Below are 15,874 nucleotides of genomic sequence, written 5' to 3'. Positions count from 1 at the left end.
CCTGTCAACGAGTGAATATGCGACCAGGCCAACCGTCCTTCCGAGCCCTACTATCGGCTCGCCATGACAGCAGCAGGGAAGCACCAGGTGAGCCGGACGGACACACCCCGGCGCGGCGGCCGGCAGGGACGAGCGGGAATCCGGGACGTGGCCGCCGCCGCCGGGGTCTCCATCACGACCGTCTCCGACGCGCTCAACGGCAAGGGCAGGCTCCCGGACGCCACCCGCCGCCATGTCCGCGAGGTCGCAGAGCGCCTGGGCTACCGCCCTTCCGCCGCGGCCCGAACCCTCCGTACCGGCAAGTCCGGCCTCATCGGCCTGACCGTGACGACCTACGGGGACGAACCTTTCACCTTCACCGAATTCGCGTACTTCGCGGAGATGGCCAGAGCCGCCACCTCCGCCGCGCTCGCCCGCGGTTACGCCCTCGTCATCCTGCCCGCCACTTCACGCCACGACGTCTGGTCGAACGTCGCCCTCGACGGCACCGTCGTGATCGACCCCTCCGACCAGGACCCGGTCGTCACGGAACTCGTACGCCAGGGGCTGCCCGTCGTCTCGGACGGACGCCCGGCCGGAACGCTCCCGGTCACCGCCTGGGTCGACAACGACCACCGGGCCGCCGTGCTCGATCTGCTCGACCATCTCGCCGCCGCCGGAGCCCGCCGCATCGGCCTGCTCACCGGCACCACCACCGACACGTACACCCGCCTCTCCACCACCGCGTACCTCCACTGGTGCGAGCGCGTGGGGCAGGATCCGGTGTACGAGTCGTACCCCGCCCACGACCCGTGCGCGGGTGCGGTCGCCGCCGATCGCCTGCTCGCCCGCCCCGACCGGCCCGACGCGGTCTACGGACTCTTCGACCCCAATGGCACCGATCTGCTGGCGGCGGCCCGCCGGTACGGACTGCGCGTCCCCGAGGACCTGCTACTGGTCTGCTGCAGCGAGTCCACCGTGTACGCGACGACCGAGCCCCCCATCACCACCCTCTCGCTCAAGCCGCGCAGGATCGGCACGGCGGTCATCCAGCTCCTCATCGACGCCATCGAGGGCGTGGATCAGGACGGACCGGTGGAGCAGGTGATACCGACCGAACTCATCGTGCGGGCCTCCTCGCAACGCCGTCCACCCCGCACCACGGTCAGCGCACCCCGCTCTCCGGCAGGGGACTGATCAGGCAATTTCGGACCAATCGGCCGGTGAACCCGACGTGCGTCCGGATTCACCACCCCTGGTGCGTCACACAGCACGATCCGCATTCCTATGATGGGCGCACGACACCGCGGACCGCCCCGACCAGCAGGGCCCGTCAGGTGTACGGCGGCGCGACGGTGGTGGAGGGGTCGATGACACAGGGGGCCGGTCAGGAACCCGTGGTGCGGACTGCGACGTTGCGCGACTTCCGCGTACCGCCCTATGCCCAGAACCCGGTGCCGCCATCATCACCGCACCCGGGCAACGCCGTCCCCGGTGGCGAGCCGCCGGAGGGGTACACCCCCACCGCGCGCGATCTTCCCGTGATCAACCGCGGTGACACCCTGCAGGTGGCGGCCGTCCCCGACCCGCGGCCCGCCCCGGATCAGGCCCTCGGACCGCTGTACGTCGTCGGCGACGTCCACGGCTATCTGGACGAGCTCCACGCCGCCCTCGCCGAGCAGGGCCTCATCGACGCCGACGGCAAATGGTCGGCGGGCAATGCCCGGCTCTGGTTCCTCGGCGACTTCACCGACCGGGGCCCCGACGGCATCGGGGTCATCGACCTCGTCATGCGCCTGTCCGCCGAGGCCGCGGCCGCCGGCGGCTACTGCAAGGCCCTGATGGGCAATCACGAACTGCTGCTCCTCGGCGCCAAGCGGTTCAACGACACCCCGGTCAACTCCGGCGCGGGCACCGCCACCTTCCAAGCGGCCTGGCTGCTCAACGGCGGTCAGAAGAACGACATGGAGCGGCTTCAGGACGTCCACCTCCAGTGGATGTCCCGGCTCGACGCGATCGTCGAGGAGGACGGGCATCTGCTGATGCACTCCGACACGACGGCCTACCTCGAATACGGCACCACCATCGAGGACGTCAACGACACCGTGCACGCCATCCTCACGCGTAACGACGCCGATGAGTGCTGGGACCTCTTCCGGAAGCTCACCAAGCGGTTCGCCTTCCGCGACGAGTCGGGCCCGCAGGCGGTCCGGGAGCTGATGTCGGCCTACGGCGGACAGCGCATCGTCCATGGTCACAGCCCCATTCCGTACCTCCTCGGAGAGGTCGGTTCGGAGGACGGCGAGGACGGCTCCGGCCCCGTGGTCGAAGGTCCGCACGTGTACGCGGACGGGCTCGCCATCGCCATGGACGGCGGAGTGACCATGGCCGGAAAGCTACTGGTCGTCCAACTGCCTCTGCATGACTGACGTTCTTCTGGGAAGACGCTCCCAGGAACTGACCACGCCGAACACCGGGCCTATTTACGGAAACCCCCTGTCACCCCGTGCCGTGGGCGCTCTACCATCGGCGTATCAGTAGCAGGCTCTCCTCCGTTTCCGCCCAACTGCCCGTCTCCAACGGGCACTCAGGCCCGACGGAGCATCGGGGGATGCACATGAACAGCGCTCCGCACCTGCTGGCCGAGGACCGACCCGAGTACGAGCGGATCCTCGACGACGCACTGCGTCATGCCCATGAACGACCGGATCTGGCCGCGGTCGGCGAGCGGCTCAATGCCGTGCAGCTGCGCACCATGGCGCTGGACGCCACGGAGCTGATCACCGCGACGGCCGCCACCGAGTACAAGCACTATGTGCAGGCCCGCGAGGAACTGCGCGGCCCTGCCGACGGAACGGACGAGGATGCGGGCCCCGGTTCCGGCACGGGCCGTCCGCACCAATCGGGCGCCGGCCTGGGAGCCGTCGTCACGGTCCTGGCGCCCGTGCTCGCCGGTACCGCCGCGTTCATATTCCTGTTGGCCGGCTATCTGCTGAGGCTGCTCGACCCGCCACCGTCCTTCGCCTCCACCATGGTCTCCGCGGGCTGGTTCTTCGCGGCGGTCACGGCCGCCGCCATCCTGGCCGCCGCGGTCGGGCTGCTCATCACCGCACTGCGCAACGGATCGACGTCGCAGCCCGTCGAGGACGAAGAGGACGAGTTGCCGGAGGACGTGGCCCGGGCCAGGGAGGCGTGGCGCCACGCCCTGCTGGAACGCGGCATCCTGCCGTTCCTGCGGGACGCGCTCGCCGATCCCGAGGCCGGTCGCGCGTCACGCACACCGCTCCGCTCGGCGAACCGCATCCCGAAGATCGGCTACAGCAGGCCGGACTTCTCCAGCCCGGACGACGGCCCGGCGGGCCCCCGCCCGACGTTCACCTCGCCGGACTTCACCAGCCCCGACTTCGGCGGCCCCGAGCACGAACTGGACTGACCGGCCCCGGCCGAACGGCAGGAACGGTCGCCCCGGAAGCAAGCGCCTCCGGGGCGATGTCTTGTCCCGGGTCAGTCGGCGATCGGCAGATAGACCCGGTTGCCGGCCGCCGCGAACTCCTTGGACTTCTCCGCCATGCCCGCCTCGATCTCCGTCTGCGAACCGCCGTGCTCACGCCGGATGTCCTGGGAGATCTTCATCGAACAGAATTTCGGACCGCACATCGAGCAAAAGTGCGCCGTCTTCGCAGGCTCGGCCGGCAGCGTCTCGTCGTGGAACTCCCGTGCGGTGTCCGGGTCGAGAGCCAGATTGAACTGGTCCTCCCAGCGGAACTCGAAACGGGCGTCGGAGAGCGCGTCGTCCCAGTCCTGCGCCCCCGGGTGCCCCTTGGCGAGGTCCGCCGCGTGCGCCGCGATCTTGTAGGTGATGACGCCGGTCTTCACATCGTCCCGGTTGGGCAGGCCGAGGTGCTCCTTCGGCGTGACGTAACAGAGCATCGCCGTCCCCCACCACGCGATCATCGCCGCGCCGATGCCCGAGGTGATGTGGTCGTACGCCGGCGCGACATCGGTGGTCAGCGGGCCGAGCGTGTAGAACGGCGCCTCCTCGCAGATCTCCTGCTGGAGGTCGATGTTCTCCTTGATCTTGTGCATCGGGACATGGCCCGGACCCTCGATCATGGTCTGGACGCCGAACCGCTTGGCGACCGTGTTCAGCTCACCGAGCGTGCGCAGTTCGGCGAACTGGGCCTCGTCATTGGCGTCGGCGATCGAGCCGGGACGCAGCCCGTCGCCCAGCGAGTACGTCACGTCGTAGCTCGCGAGGATCTCGCAGAGCTCCTCGAAGTGCTCGTACAGGAACGACTCCTTGTGGTGCGCGAGGCACCACGCCGCCATGATCGAGCCGCCGCGGGAGACGATGCCGGTCTTGCGGCGGGCGGTCAGCGGCACGTACGGCAGGCGTACGCCGGCGTGGACCGTCATGTAGTCGACGCCCTGCTCGGCCTGCTCGATGACGGTGTCCTTGTAGATCTCCCAGGTCAGCTCCTCCGCCCGGCCGTCGACCTTCTCAAGGGCCTGGTAGAGCGGAACGGTGCCGATCGGCACGGGGGAGTTGCGCAGAACCCACTCACGGGTGGTGTGAATGTTGCGGCCGGTGGACAGATCCATGACGGTGTCGGCGCCCCAACGCGTCGCCCAAGTCATCTTCTCCACCTCCTCCTCGATGGAGGACGTCACCGCGGAGTTGCCGATGTTGGCATTGACCTTCACCAGGAACCGCTTGCCGATGATCATCGGCTCGATCTCGGGGTGGTTGACGTTGGCCGGCAGCACGGCCCGGCCCGCCGCGATCTCCTCGCGCACCACCTCGGGCTCGACGTTCTCCCGGATCGCCACGTACTCCATCTCCGGGGTGATCTCGCCCCGGCGGGCGTACGCGAGCTGGGTCACCGGCTGCCCGTCCCGGCTGCGGCGCGGCAGCCGCGGGCGGCCGGGGAAGACCGCGTCGAGGTTGCGCAGTCCGCCACGCGGCGAGGTGTGCTTGAGCCCGTCGTCCTCGGGGCGGGCGGGGCGGCCCGGGTACTCCTCGGTGTCGCCGCGGGCCACGATCCAGTTCTCCCGCAGCGGTGCGAGTCCGCGGCGGACATCGGTCTCGACGGTGGGATCGGTGTACGGCCCCGACGTGTCGTACAGCGTCACGTCCTTGCCGTTGGTGAGGTGCACCTGACGGACCGGCACCCGGAGGTCCGGGCGCGAGCCCTGGACGTACCCCTTGTGCCAGCCGATGGACTTCCCGGCCTCGTCGCTCTGGTTCGAGGCAGGCGTGCGTGCGTCCGCTGTGGTCATGAGACCTACTCCCTACGCCGGCATTACCCGGTAACAGGTTCGGCGGTCGGCGCAGCCTGTCCCGTACGGATGTACGGATATCAGCGCCCTCTCAGCCCGGTGCTCCGAGCTCCCGCGTGTGCAAAGGTCCCTCCACGCTAGCGCCCCGTCCGGCGTAATGAACAGTGGGCCCGTCTCTTCTTGCGATGATCGGCCGGTGACGTCCCTCCATATCGACCCCGAACCGCAGAGCCATCAGCACGGCCACTCGCACAGCCATGGCCCTGCCGCGCCCGTCTCCAAACATCTGCGCAAGGTCATCGCGGCCGTACTGATCCCGTTCGCCACCGCCGTCCTCGTCGGTCTGGTGGCGCTCTGGCCGGGTGGTGCGCCGGCGCACGAGCGGACCGGTGTCGGATTCGACCGGCAGACCCAGCAGGGAAAGGTGGTGAATGTCGACAAGGTGGACTGCAAGGACGTGAACGCGGTACAGACACCCATGAGCGGGGACACCACATCGCCGTCGGGGAGCGAACGGGGCCTGTGCAAGAAGGCCACGATCGAGGTGACGACCGGCCACGACAAGGGCCGGACCTTCGTCGAGGTCGTCCAGCCCGACGCACCGCGTCAGTTGCGCAACGGTCAGGGCGTGGTCGTGGCGTACGCCCCCGACGCGCCCCGTGATCTGCAGTACTCGGTGACGGATGTGAACCGGAAGTTCCCGATGATCCTGCTGGCCGGGATCTTCGCCCTGGCCGTGGTCGCGGTGGGCCGCATGCGCGGGGTGATGGCGCTGGTCGCGCTCGCCGTGTCGTTCGCCGTGCTGACCCTCTTCATCCTCCCGGCCATTCTCCAAGGCTCGAATCCGCTGCTCGTCGCGGTGGTCGGGGCCGGTGCGATCATGCTGATCGCGCTCTACATGTGCCACGGCCTGACCGCCCGCACCTCGGTCGCGGTGATCGGCACGCTGATCTCGCTGCTGCTGATCGGGCTGCTCGGATCGCTCTTCATCGGCTGGGCGAGCCTGACCGGCAACACCGATGACAACACCGGCCTCATCCACGGCCTGTACCCGCAGATCGACATGAGCGGTCTGCTGCTGGCCGGTGTCATCATCGGTTCGCTCGGGGTCCTCGACGATGTGACCGTGACCCAGACCTCGGCGGTCTGGGAACTGCACCAGGCGAACCCGACGATGGGTGCGCGGGGTCTCTACCGGGCAGGTATCAGGATCGGGCGCGACCACATCGCCTCGGTCGTCAATACGCTGGTGCTCGCCTATGCGGGCGCCGCACTGCCGTTGCTGCTGCTGTTCTCCATCGCGCAGAGCAGCATGGGGACGGTGGCCAACAGCGAGCTGGTGGCGGAGGAGATCGTACGAACGCTGGTCGGCTCGATCGGACTGGTCGCCTCGGTGCCGGTGACGACGGTGCTCGCTGCGCTGGTCGTCTCCGCGGACCGCACAGGGCTCGGCGCGGAAGCCGGAGCTTCGGCACCCGTACGGGCCGGGAAAGGCCGTCGTCGTAGGACGAAGCCTTGAACGTCTCAGCCAGGTGAGCAATTCACCCATTTGGCAGGTGCCGTGTTCGACCGGTGAGCCGGTCGGCGGCGCCGTTCTTCTCAGCCGGCGTTCTGTTCCTCGGCGAGGATCCGGCCCAGGGCATCCTCCAGGTTGCCCTCGAAGTCACCCAGCGTGCACTCCTGCCCGAGCGGCACAAGCTTGTCGGTCCGGTCGAGAAATGCCACAAGTGGTGCCGTACCGGCCCTGAAGAGGGCCCGGTCCTCGCCGACCTGGAGCCGGATATGTACGTCGGACAGCCCCTCGGGCTCAGTGGGACCGATGTGCACATCGCCGTCACCACTGGGACTGTTGAGGCCGTCGAGCAACAGCTCACGGCCGAATGCCCAGGTAACGGGGGCGTCACCGGGCAAATGGAAGGTCATCCGGATCGCATACGGATCGCAGACCTCGTACCGGAGCTCCACCGGGATCCGGAAAGAGAGCTCCTCGGATACGAGAAAGCTCATCATGACCTCAGCTTGAACCGACTCGCGCATCGTTCAACCCCGCAGTAGATGAATCTGGCCAGGAATGATCCCCCATGGCCCTATTGACGCCATCGTGGTGCACGCGATAGCAGATCACAAGGAGTGATTTTTCAGATACTGATAGAGAACATGAACGAACGCAAGAGGTTGGCCACTTCGCCACGTAGTTGTTCGACTGCGGGGAGCAACCGGCTTTCCTGCTCCAGGGGTACGGAAATGGCCATCGCGGCAGCGGTGAGACCGGCCGTGATCGGGATGGCCGCGCAGATCGTGCCGAGGGCGTACTCCTGTCGCTCGATGACAGGTTCCATCCGCTTCAGCGACCGCAGTCGCTCGAGCAGCGCCGCACGGTCCTTCACCGAGTAGCGAGTCAACGGACGCACAGGGTGACGGTCCAGGTGGTCCTCGCGGGCCTTCTCGTCGAGCTGGCTCAGCAGGCACTGGCCGATCGCGTGGGCATGCCCGGTCTCCCGGAAGGATGCCCACTCGTCGACGGCGGGGTTGGCGGGGGTGTCGGCGACCGCGATGAGTTCGATCTCGCCCTCGCGGTAGACGGCGCAGTACACCGGTGCGCCGATGATGTCGCGCCAGCGGCCCAGCGACTCGGCCATTCTGCCGCGACGATTCTGCATCGCCCCTTCGCCGACCAGGCGTTCGGCCGCGGTGCCGATCAGGAAAACGCCGTTCTCCCGGCGCAGATAGCCCTCGTGCGTCAGGGTGCGCAGCAGGTGGTAGGTCGTGGGAAGGGGCAGGCCCGCTTCCCTGGCGAGTTGTTTCGCGGGCGCCCCGTCGCAATGGGCCACCACGGCTTCCAGCAGCCTCAGCGCTCGCTGCACCGAACCGATCAGCGTCGGGGCAGCAGTGCTCGATGCCGTGGTCAACAGTCACCCCCAGGCATGGTGACGGGTGGTCAGCCCGCCTGTGGGGGCCGCCCCCACGGACTGCCGCATGGCTGGGGTCCGAATGCCGAACGCCGCACGAACCACTGGTCAGTGTGGTGACGGACTGTTAATTCCCAGGTGGCGGCAGCGAACTGCCACTCTAACGGCCGGGTCCGCGAGGGGCGCCGTTTCTTCTTTCGCTTAGCTCAGCTGGGCTAACGCCCCGGCCGGCTTCCGATCGTCCTACCAGTCGCTGCGCGAGGAGGACGACGACATGAACTTGCGTACGACGAAGACGAGCCCGCCGACCAGAATCACGAAGATCAGAACCTTGAAGAGCAGTCCGATCACGAACCCGATCACGCTGGCGATCAGACCGCCGAACACGACGATCGCGATGACCGGCACCGCGATCCACTTCACCCACCAGGGCATCCCAGCGAATATCTCCCGCACGGCCATCGTCCCTACCTCGTCTCCATGAGTTCCTGCTTCGATGCTAGAGGCGCGGAAGGGGCCGACGGGGGTTCCGCAGCCCTTGGAGTCCCCTGATCGACCCCTGAGGGATCCCTGAGACCGGACCCCCGCCCTCCGGCGGATCGGCGCTCAGCTCTCCGGCGGGGAGAAGACCACCATCACCCGCAGGTCCTCGGTGATGTGGTGGAACTTGTGGGCGACACCGGCCGGTACATACACCACGCTTCCTCTGCCCACCTGCGTGGTTTCCATGCCGACCGTGATGGCGGCACGGCCGCTGACGACGAGATAGACCTCGTCCTGGTTGTGCGGCTGCTGCGGGTCGAGTTCACCGGCGTCCAGTGCGTACAGGCCGACGGACATGTTCCGTTCCTTCACGAACTGCAGGTACGCGCCGTCGTTGGCGGCCCGCTCCGCCTCCAGCTCGTCCAGTCTGAATGCCTTCATGGCCTGTCCGCCCCTTGCCTCTGCACTGCCGGTGTCCGCCACCGATCAGGTCTGCCACGATCAGACACATGAAGAATTTCGTAGTCAAGACGATCGCCAACGCAGGTGCGCTGGCCGTGGCCATCTGGCTGATCCAGGACATCACGCTGACCGGTGGCAGCACCGGACGCAAGGCGCTCACGCTGATCGTGGTGGCCCTGCTCTTCGGCCTGGTGAACTTCGTGGTCAAGCCGATCGTGAAGCTGCTGACCCTGCCGCTCTTCATCCTCACGCTCGGGCTGATCACGCTGGTGGTCAACGCGCTCATGCTGCTGCTGACCTCGTGGCTGGCTGGTCTGTTCGATCTGAGCTTCCATGTCGAGGGCTTCTGGACCGCCGTGCTCGGCGGCCTCATCATCTCGATCGTGTCGTGGGCACTGAACGTGATCCTGCCCGACGAGGACTGACCCGACACCTACAGAGACAGCGCAGGTCAGGACCGGTGGCACACCGGAGAGATGAAGTGAGGAAGCGGTATGAGCACCATGGGTGACGGAACCCGGGCGGTACGGGCCGGGCTGCCCGAACCGGAGCAGTTCGAGCCCACCCTGCCCGGGCCGGTCTTCGCCGCACACTTCCATCTCTCCGGTGAACCGACCGGTCCGTACACCTACGGCCGGGACACCAATCCGACCTGGACGCATCTGGAACGCGCCATCAGTGAGCTGGAGGCACCGGGGGAGCCCGTCGAGACCACGGTCTTCGCCTCCGGGATGGCGGCGGTCTCGGCCGTGCTGCTCTCCCAGACACGCACCGGCGATGTGGTCGTGCTGCCCGACGACGGCTATCAGGCCCTGCCGCTGGTGCGCGAGCAGTTGGAGGCGTACGGCGTCGAGGTGCGGACCGCGCCGACCGGTGGCGATGCCCAGCTGGCGGTCCTCGAAGGCGCCAAGCTGCTGTGGATCGAGACCCCGTCCAATCCCGGGCTCGATGTCTGCGACGTGCGCCGGCTCGTCGAGGCGGCGCACTCGGCCGGCGCTCTGGTGGCCGTCGACAACACCCTCGCCACACCGCTCGGCCAGCGCCCGCTGGAGCTGGGGGCCGACTTCTCGGTCGCCAGTGACACCAAGGGCATGACCGGGCACGGGGACATCCTGCTCGGCCATGTGACCTGCCGCGATCCGGAGACGGCAGCGGGAGTACGGCGCTGGCGCAAGGTGGTCGGCGCCATCCCGGGCCCCATGGAGGCCTGGCTCGCGCACCGGTCGCTGGCCACGCTGGAGCTGCGGATCGACCGGCAGTGCGCCACCGCCCTGGCGCTGGCGCAGGCGCTGGGCAAGCGGCCGGAGGTGACCGGGCTGCGGTATCCCGGGCTGCCCTCCGACCCTTCGTATCCCAACGCCGTACGGCAGATGCGGCGCTTCGGCGCCGTGGTGTCGTTCGTACTGCCCGACCGCGAGCGGGCCGAGCGCTTTCTGACCGAGCTGCGGCTGGTCGACGACGCGACGAGCTTCGGTGGTGTGCGCTCCACCGCCGAGCGCCGGGCGCGCTGGGGCGGTGACGCCGTGCCCGAGGGCTTCATCCGCTTCTCGGTCGGCGCGGAGAACCCCGCGGACCTGGTGGCGGACGTGGAACGGGCGCTCGACGCGGCGATGGGCGAGCACTGACCGACCGGTGGTACGGGCGGTCCGAGCCTCCCCCCTCGTGGCTCGGACCGCCCCGGTTCCTCCTGTGAAGAACCGCCTGAACAAGGCTAGTTGACTCTCCGTCAGTGTCCAATCACCGTAGCGACAGCGACCTATCGACATATTTATAGTTGTACGGGTCCGAAGCGTCGCGAGGGTGGAAGGGGCAGGACATGGACCTGACCCTGCTGCGCACGTTCGTCACGGTGCACCGGGCCGGTTCCTTCACCAGGGCCGCCGCCCTGCTCGGCCTCTCCCAGCCCGCGGTCACCTCGCAGATCCGGACCCTGGAGCGACAGCTGGGCCGTCCGCTCTTCCTGCGCAGGGCCCGCGGCGTGACCCCGACGACCATCGGCGACGAACTCGCGCACCGGGCGGCGCCCCATCTGGACGCGCTGATCGAGATCGCCGAGACGGAGCTCGACGAGGAGTCGGGCGTACGGACACTGCATCTGGCCGGACCGCCCGAGTTCACATCGATGCGCGCCCTGCCCGCGCTCACCACTCTCGTCGCCCAGGGCCTGGCCCTGCGCAGTTCCTTCTTCGCCGGTGCCGAGGAGGCACTGGAGGGGCTGGCCGCCGGACACCATGATCTGGCCATCGCGACGACCCGTCCGCGCGGCGGTCTGCTCACCGCGACCGCGCTCTGCGACGAAGAACATGTCCTGGTCGCCGCGCCGCGCTGGGCCGGGCGCCTCGGCCCCGGGACCCTGCGGCACAAGGGGCCCGTGGTGCTGGACCAGCTGCCGGTCGTGGAGGTCCACGAGAGCCTGCCGCTCGTCTCCCGCTACTGGGCCGCCGTCTTCGAGAGTCGGCCCGCCCTCGCGGGAACCGTCATCGTGCCGGATCTCCGGGCGGTCCTGGAGTGCACCGCGGCGGGCGCCGGACTCGCCGTGCTGCCGCGCTATCTGTGCGAGAGGGCGCTGGAGCGGGGCGAGGTCGTGGCCCTCCTGGACCCTCCCGTGCCTCCCCTGCGCACCTACTTCCTGGCCGTGCGGACCGGCACACTCGCGCTGCCCCACATCGCGCGGGCGCACGAGTGGCTGCTGCGTGCTGCCGCCGACTGGTGAGCGCAGGACCGCCCGGCACCGGTCCGGTGTTTCAGAACCGGTTCTGCGGGCCACTCTCTTGCCATGACCGAACGTCCTGTGGTCAAGCGCACCGCACGCGCCATCCTGCTCGACGGCAACGACCTCATCCTCATCAAGCGCACCAAGCCCGGGGTGGATCCCTACTGGCTCACGCCCGGTGGCGGGGTCGAGCCCGAGGACGCGACCGTCGTCGACGCCCTGCACCGTGAGGTGGACGAGGAGCTCGGCGCCAAGATCACCGATGTGGTCCCCTGCTTCGTCGACACCGTGGAGCACATCGAGGGCGGCGGGGTGAAGGGCGTAAAAGTCCAGCACTTCTTCGTCTGCCGACTGGAGTCGATGGACCTGTCCCGGCGGCACGGCCCCGAGATCGACGATCCCTGCGGGGAGTACGACGTCGTACGGGTGCCGTTCAGCCGGATGGGGATCGCCGCCGTCCACCTCGTGCCGCTGTCGCTGCGGCACTACCTGGACGGCAACATCGAGGGCGTACGCGCGATGCACGCGCCCGATCTGGGCTGACCGCCGCCGCGCCGGGGGCGATGGCAGCCGCCGTTCCGGGGGCGATGGCAGCCGTCCTGGTCAGGCGGGGCCGGTCGGGGCCAGTTCCTCGAAGGCGTCGTGCCGGATGCGCTCGGCCGGCATGCCGATGCCCCTGAGCGCGTCCACACCACTGCGGATCATGCCGGGCGGGCCCGAGAGATAGGCGTCGTACTCGTGCCACGGGCCGCACTCCCGCACCGCCTCGGGCAGCAGCCCCCGCATCAGACCGCTTCCCGTTCCCGCGCCGGTGGAGACCACCGGCCGCACCGCCAGCCAGGGGTAGGTCCTCTGGAGCCGCATCATCGTGTCGATGTCGTACAGGTCGTGATCGCTGCGTGCCCCGTAGAAGACCTCCACGGGACGCCGGTCGCCGTGCTCCGCGACCTCCTCGACGAGCGCCTTGATGGGTGCGATGCCCGTGCCTCCGCCGAGGCAGAGCAGGCCGTTGTGGGTGGAGTGGTCGACCGTCATCGAGCCCGTGGGCGGGCCGAGGCGCACGATGTCCCCGGGCCGGGCCCGGTGCACCAGGGCGTTGGAGACCCAGCCGGCCGGGACCGCCTTGATGTGGAAGGTGAGCAGACCGTCGGGGCGGGGTGCCGAGGCGAAGGAATAGTGCCGCCAGATCCGGGGCCACCACGGGGTCTCCATGGCCGCGTACTGGCCTGCGAGGAAGGGGTAGGCCTGGTCCGGGCGGAGCGTGAGCACCGCTATGTCACGGGTCCTGAGGTCGTGGGAGACGACCTCCGCGTGCCACCGGGCGGGGGCCCACTGCTCGTCCTCGGCGGCCGCGTCGATCATGATCTGCGATATCGCGGTGTAGGCGCGCACCCATGCCGCTTCGGTCTCCCCGTCCCACGTGGTGGTCGCGTAGCGGCTCAGGGCGCCCATGAGCGCCTCCCCCACCGCGGGATAGTGGACGGGCAGCGTGCCGTACTTGCGGTGTCCCCGCCCCAGTCCGCCGAGGTACTCGGTCAGCGCACCCGGATCGTCCAGCCGATCGGCTGCGGTGAGGATCGCGCGGAGGAGACGGTCGCGCTGGACATCCATCGCGACCGGGAACAGGTCCCGCAGCTCGGGGTGGCGTACGAAGAGCAGGGCGTAGAAGTACGAGGTCGTCTGATCCGCGACGGGCGAGATCTCGGTCAGGGTGCGGTGGATCAGGGTCGCGTCGGCGGATCTGTCCGTTCCGTCTTCGGTCCACCCGGTGGCCGGAGCATCCATACTGTGCCTCGCCTCGTACGTCTCGTGGTCGCCTTACGCACCAGCACGGCCCGCAGCACCTTGCCTGCGGACGTAATCGGCACCCGCTGACGGTCGCCATTCGGCCACTGTCCGGGGTCCTTCGGCCCAGCATGCCTTGCGACTGACACGGGCGGGTCATGAACCCGTGACAGCCGCCCATGAACGCATCAGCACCCGACGGGGCGGTAACTCTCCTGGCAGAGAAGCCCGCAGAGGAACGCGTGCTGTACGCCGAGGCTAGTACGCGCGGTTACTCCCGTTGTCAGACGCCCGATCGCCCCGCTCCCGGCACCGTGTTTCACGTGAAACCACTCAAACGCTCCGCCCGCCGCAGCCTCCTGGTGGCACACGTCGCGGTATCCGTGAGCTGGCTGGGACTGACCGTCGGGCTGCTGACGCTCGGAATCGCGGCCTTCTCCACCGCAGATCCCGCCACCGCACAGGCCGCCACCCGCGCCATGAAGATCTTCGGGGACTGGCTGGTCCTGCCGGTCGCCCTGTTCTCGCTGTTCAGCGGCCTTGTCCTGGCACTCGGCACTCCATGGGGGCTGGCCAGGCACCGGTGGGTCTGGACGAAATTCTGGCTCACCCTGATCACCGTGGCACTGTCCGTCTTCTCCCTGCGGCCCGGCATCGACGAGGCTGCGACACGTGGCGCCGTCGATATCGACCTGGTGGTCGCGCCGTCAGTGGCAACGGCGACCTACCTCTTCATCACCGCGATATCGGTGCTGAAGCCCTGGGGACCGACGCGGCGCGGCCGCCGGCTACGCCGCTCGGACGGATCCGGTAAAGGGGTGGACGGGCGAACGCCGCGTCGGACAGCCTGACCTCCATGCCCAGCTCACTGCCCCGTCCGATCGCCGAATTGCCCCTGCGGCACCTCACCCAGGATGACCTGGTCGCCTGCGCCGATCTCTGCGAAGACCGTGGCTGGCCACGCGATGAGCACAGATGGGGTCTGCTCCTCGCCGCCGGAACCGGCTACGGCGTGGACGACCCCGAGGGCAAGGGCCTGATGGCCAGTTGCGTGGTGACCTCCTACGGCCCCCGACTGGCCGCCATAGGCATGCTGCTCGTCGCGGAGCGATATGAGCGGCAGGGGGTCGCGCGGCATCTGATGCACCGTGTGATCGCCGAGTCCGGAGACGCACCGCTCAGCCTCTACGCGACAGCCGCAGGGCAACCGCTCTACGAGCGGCTCGGCTTCGCGGTCGTGGGCCGCGCCCAGCGGGTCACCGGCTTCTTCCGGCCGACCGGCGGCAGGTCCTCCGCCGTGACCGTCCGCCCGGCCACGGCGGAGGACCTGCGCGCCATGGTCAGGCTGGACTCGGACGTCTTCGGTGCCGACCGGACCCATGTCCTCGTCCGGCTGCCCGCGTACGCCGACCACATCCGGGTCGCACAGGACGGGGGACATCTCATCGGTTACGCGGCGACCTGGCCGAGCGACGGGACGCATGTGGTCGGCCCGCTGGTCGCGCGCGACACCGCCACGGCTCAGGCGCTCGTCGCCTCTCTCGCGAAGGCTACAAATCTGCCGCTGCGCGCGGACATCGACGCTCGCCATACCGAGCTGCTCGACTGGTTCGAGGAGTGCGGTCTGCGGCCCGGCTCCGCAACCACGGTGATGACCCATGGAGTCTCGGACCTGCCGGGCGACTGGACCCGTCGCTACGCGCCGCTGACCGTGGCGACGGGCTGACCGCCGCCGCCCGCACGGCCCGGAGCCGTCACCGGCCGCGGGCCCGGCGCATGTGTCAGGCGAGAGCCTTCACGGCGGCCGTCGCGAAGCCGTGGTCCTGGTCGGGAGCACCTCCGCCGACGCCGATGGCGCCGATGAGCCGGCCGTCGCGGTGCACCGGAACGCCACCGGCGATGAAGAGCAACGGCCGGTCGAGGGCGGTGGGCAGGGTGTGGAAGAGTCCGCCGGGCTGGACCGCGTCGACGAGGTCGGCCGTGGGGGCATTGAGCTGGAGGGCCGTGTAGGCCTTGCGGGTGCTGGTCTCGCCGGCGATGAGGACGGCCCGGTCGTCCCGCCGGAAGGCCAGCAGGTGGCCGCCCGCGTCGAGGACGGTGACGGCAACCGCGACGCCGGCGGCTTCGGCGGCGGTACGGGCCGCGTCGATCAGTGCTTCGGCATCCGGGGTCGTCAGCGGGGCGACGGCGACAGCGGTGGTGCTCATGGGGGGTGACTCCTTGGTGCGATGTGGTGCGGTGAGGTTCGGTTCGGTGAGGTGCG

Annotated in this window: 17 protein-coding genes; 10 read left to right on the top strand and 7 right to left on the bottom strand. The window is 69.0% G+C overall.

All coding sequences use genetic code 11. The features are described 5' to 3' along the window. Window positions 1-63 precede the first annotated feature (63 nt). The 3 genes from OG978_RS20775 (at window position 64) to OG978_RS20765 (ending at window position 3,412) form a co-directional block, all read left to right on the top strand. Window positions 64-1,176, top strand: a complete 1,113-nt coding sequence (locus OG978_RS20775) for a LacI family DNA-binding transcriptional regulator (RefSeq protein WP_326766667.1) — start codon at window positions 64-66, stop codon at window positions 1,174-1,176. 173 nt (window positions 1,177-1,349) lie between these two features. Beyond that, entirely contained in the window at window positions 1,350-2,408 is a 1,059-nt protein-coding gene (locus tag OG978_RS20770) for a metallophosphoesterase (protein ID WP_326766666.1), read from the top strand. 182 nt (window positions 2,409-2,590) lie between these two features. Then, complete coding sequence (locus OG978_RS20765) at window positions 2,591-3,412, top strand: hypothetical protein (RefSeq protein WP_326766665.1); 822 nt, start codon at window positions 2,591-2,593, stop codon at window positions 3,410-3,412. 71 nt (window positions 3,413-3,483) lie between these two features. Here OG978_RS20765 and thiC read toward each other — a convergent pair whose 3' ends face one another. Further along, complete coding sequence (thiC, locus tag OG978_RS20760) at window positions 3,484-5,259, bottom strand: phosphomethylpyrimidine synthase ThiC (protein WP_326766664.1); 1,776 nt, start codon at window positions 5,257-5,259, stop codon at window positions 3,484-3,486. Window positions 5,260-5,416: 157 nt separating this feature from the next. On the opposite strand from thiC, the gene OG978_RS20755 reads away from it, so the two are divergent. Next, on the top strand, window positions 5,417-6,778 hold the full coding sequence (locus OG978_RS20755; protein WP_442817721.1) for a YibE/F family protein: 1,362 nt from the start codon (window positions 5,417-5,419) through the stop codon (window positions 6,776-6,778). Window positions 6,779-6,858: 80 nt separating this feature from the next. Here OG978_RS20755 and OG978_RS20750 read toward each other — a convergent pair whose 3' ends face one another. The 4 genes from OG978_RS20750 to OG978_RS20735 all read right to left on the bottom strand — a co-directional run bounded on the left by OG978_RS20750 (window position 6,859) and on the right by OG978_RS20735 (window position 9,092). Next, entirely contained in the window at window positions 6,859-7,296 is a 438-nt protein-coding gene (locus tag OG978_RS20750; RefSeq protein WP_072488197.1) for an SsgA family sporulation/cell division regulator, read from the bottom strand. Window positions 7,297-7,397: 101 nt separating this feature from the next. Beyond that, a complete protein-coding gene (locus tag OG978_RS20745; protein WP_326766662.1) occupies window positions 7,398-8,168 on the bottom strand; it encodes an IclR family transcriptional regulator in 771 nt (256 codons plus the stop codon). 243 nt (window positions 8,169-8,411) lie between these two features. Next, the gene (locus OG978_RS20740; protein ID WP_326766661.1) at window positions 8,412-8,624 is read right to left on the bottom strand and encodes a DUF5326 family protein; all 213 of its coding nucleotides are present in this window, start codon (window positions 8,622-8,624) and stop codon (window positions 8,412-8,414) included. Between the two features lie 150 nt (window positions 8,625-8,774). Further along, entirely contained in the window at window positions 8,775-9,092 is a 318-nt protein-coding gene (locus OG978_RS20735) for a cupin domain-containing protein (RefSeq protein WP_326766660.1), read from the bottom strand. 68 nt (window positions 9,093-9,160) lie between these two features. Between OG978_RS20735 and OG978_RS20730 the strand changes: the two genes are divergently transcribed. From OG978_RS20730 to OG978_RS20715, 4 genes are all read left to right on the top strand, one after another. Continuing rightward, window positions 9,161-9,538, top strand: coding sequence for a phage holin family protein (locus OG978_RS20730; protein ID WP_326766659.1), 378 nt, complete (start codon window positions 9,161-9,163; stop codon window positions 9,536-9,538). 69 nt (window positions 9,539-9,607) lie between these two features. Next, window positions 9,608-10,738, top strand: a complete 1,131-nt coding sequence (locus OG978_RS20725) for a cystathionine gamma-lyase (protein WP_326766658.1) — start codon at window positions 9,608-9,610, stop codon at window positions 10,736-10,738. A gap of 191 nt (window positions 10,739-10,929) precedes the next feature. Beyond that, entirely contained in the window at window positions 10,930-11,826 is an 897-nt protein-coding gene (locus OG978_RS20720) for a LysR family transcriptional regulator (protein WP_326766657.1), read from the top strand. A gap of 63 nt (window positions 11,827-11,889) precedes the next feature. Continuing rightward, the gene (locus OG978_RS20715; protein ID WP_283852813.1) at window positions 11,890-12,369 is read left to right on the top strand and encodes an NUDIX domain-containing protein; all 480 of its coding nucleotides are present in this window, start codon (window positions 11,890-11,892) and stop codon (window positions 12,367-12,369) included. 60 nt (window positions 12,370-12,429) lie between these two features. Here OG978_RS20715 and OG978_RS20710 read toward each other — a convergent pair whose 3' ends face one another. Beyond that, window positions 12,430-13,611, bottom strand: a complete 1,182-nt coding sequence (locus tag OG978_RS20710; protein WP_326766656.1) for a globin domain-containing protein — start codon at window positions 13,609-13,611, stop codon at window positions 12,430-12,432. 323 nt (window positions 13,612-13,934) lie between these two features. On the opposite strand from OG978_RS20710, the gene OG978_RS20705 reads away from it, so the two are divergent. Next, the gene (locus OG978_RS20705; protein ID WP_326766655.1) at window positions 13,935-14,462 is read left to right on the top strand and encodes a DUF2269 domain-containing protein; all 528 of its coding nucleotides are present in this window, start codon (window positions 13,935-13,937) and stop codon (window positions 14,460-14,462) included. Window positions 14,463-14,467: 5 nt separating this feature from the next. After that, a complete protein-coding gene (locus tag OG978_RS20700) occupies window positions 14,468-15,337 on the top strand; it encodes a GNAT family N-acetyltransferase (protein ID WP_326766654.1) in 870 nt (289 codons plus the stop codon). Between the two features lie 55 nt (window positions 15,338-15,392). Here the strand turns inward: OG978_RS20700 and OG978_RS20695 are convergent, their stop codons facing one another. Beyond that, on the bottom strand, window positions 15,393-15,818 hold the full coding sequence (locus OG978_RS20695) for a GlcG/HbpS family heme-binding protein (protein WP_326766653.1): 426 nt from the start codon (window positions 15,816-15,818) through the stop codon (window positions 15,393-15,395). Between the last annotated feature and the right edge of the window lie 56 nt (window positions 15,819-15,874).

This window comes from Streptomyces sp. NBC_01591, assembly GCF_035918155.1.
Taxonomy (GTDB): domain Bacteria; phylum Actinomycetota; class Actinomycetes; order Streptomycetales; family Streptomycetaceae; genus Streptomyces.
The sequence above is the reverse complement of the archived record's forward strand: the minus strand, read 5'-3'. Positions and strand labels throughout refer to the sequence as shown.

Coding starts and splice junctions, on each gene's coding strand:
- OG978_RS20750 (WP_072488197.1), bottom strand. CDS start 7,296: ATGCGCGAGTCGGTTCAAGCTGAGGTCATGATGAGCTTTCTCGTATCC.
- OG978_RS20695 (WP_326766653.1), bottom strand. CDS start 15,818: ATGAGCACCACCGCTGTCGCCGTCGCCCCGCTGACGACCCCGGATGCC.
- OG978_RS20730 (WP_326766659.1), top strand. CDS start 9,161: ATGAAGAATTTCGTAGTCAAGACGATCGCCAACGCAGGTGCGCTGGCC.
- OG978_RS20700 (WP_326766654.1), top strand. CDS start 14,468: ATGCCCAGCTCACTGCCCCGTCCGATCGCCGAATTGCCCCTGCGGCAC.
- OG978_RS20720 (WP_326766657.1), top strand. CDS start 10,930: ATGGACCTGACCCTGCTGCGCACGTTCGTCACGGTGCACCGGGCCGGT.
- OG978_RS20775 (WP_326766667.1), top strand. CDS start 64: ATGACAGCAGCAGGGAAGCACCAGGTGAGCCGGACGGACACACCCCGG.
- thiC (WP_326766664.1), bottom strand. CDS start 5,259: ATGACCACAGCGGACGCACGCACGCCTGCCTCGAACCAGAGCGACGAG.
- OG978_RS20765 (WP_326766665.1), top strand. CDS start 2,591: ATGCACATGAACAGCGCTCCGCACCTGCTGGCCGAGGACCGACCCGAG.
- OG978_RS20770 (WP_326766666.1), top strand. CDS start 1,350: ATGACACAGGGGGCCGGTCAGGAACCCGTGGTGCGGACTGCGACGTTG.
- OG978_RS20735 (WP_326766660.1), bottom strand. CDS start 9,092: ATGAAGGCATTCAGACTGGACGAGCTGGAGGCGGAGCGGGCCGCCAAC.
- OG978_RS20715 (WP_283852813.1), top strand. CDS start 11,890: ATGACCGAACGTCCTGTGGTCAAGCGCACCGCACGCGCCATCCTGCTC.
- OG978_RS20725 (WP_326766658.1), top strand. CDS start 9,608: ATGAGCACCATGGGTGACGGAACCCGGGCGGTACGGGCCGGGCTGCCC.
- OG978_RS20755 (WP_442817721.1), top strand. CDS start 5,417: ATGAACAGTGGGCCCGTCTCTTCTTGCGATGATCGGCCGGTGACGTCC.
- OG978_RS20710 (WP_326766656.1), bottom strand. CDS start 13,611: ATGGATGCTCCGGCCACCGGGTGGACCGAAGACGGAACGGACAGATCC.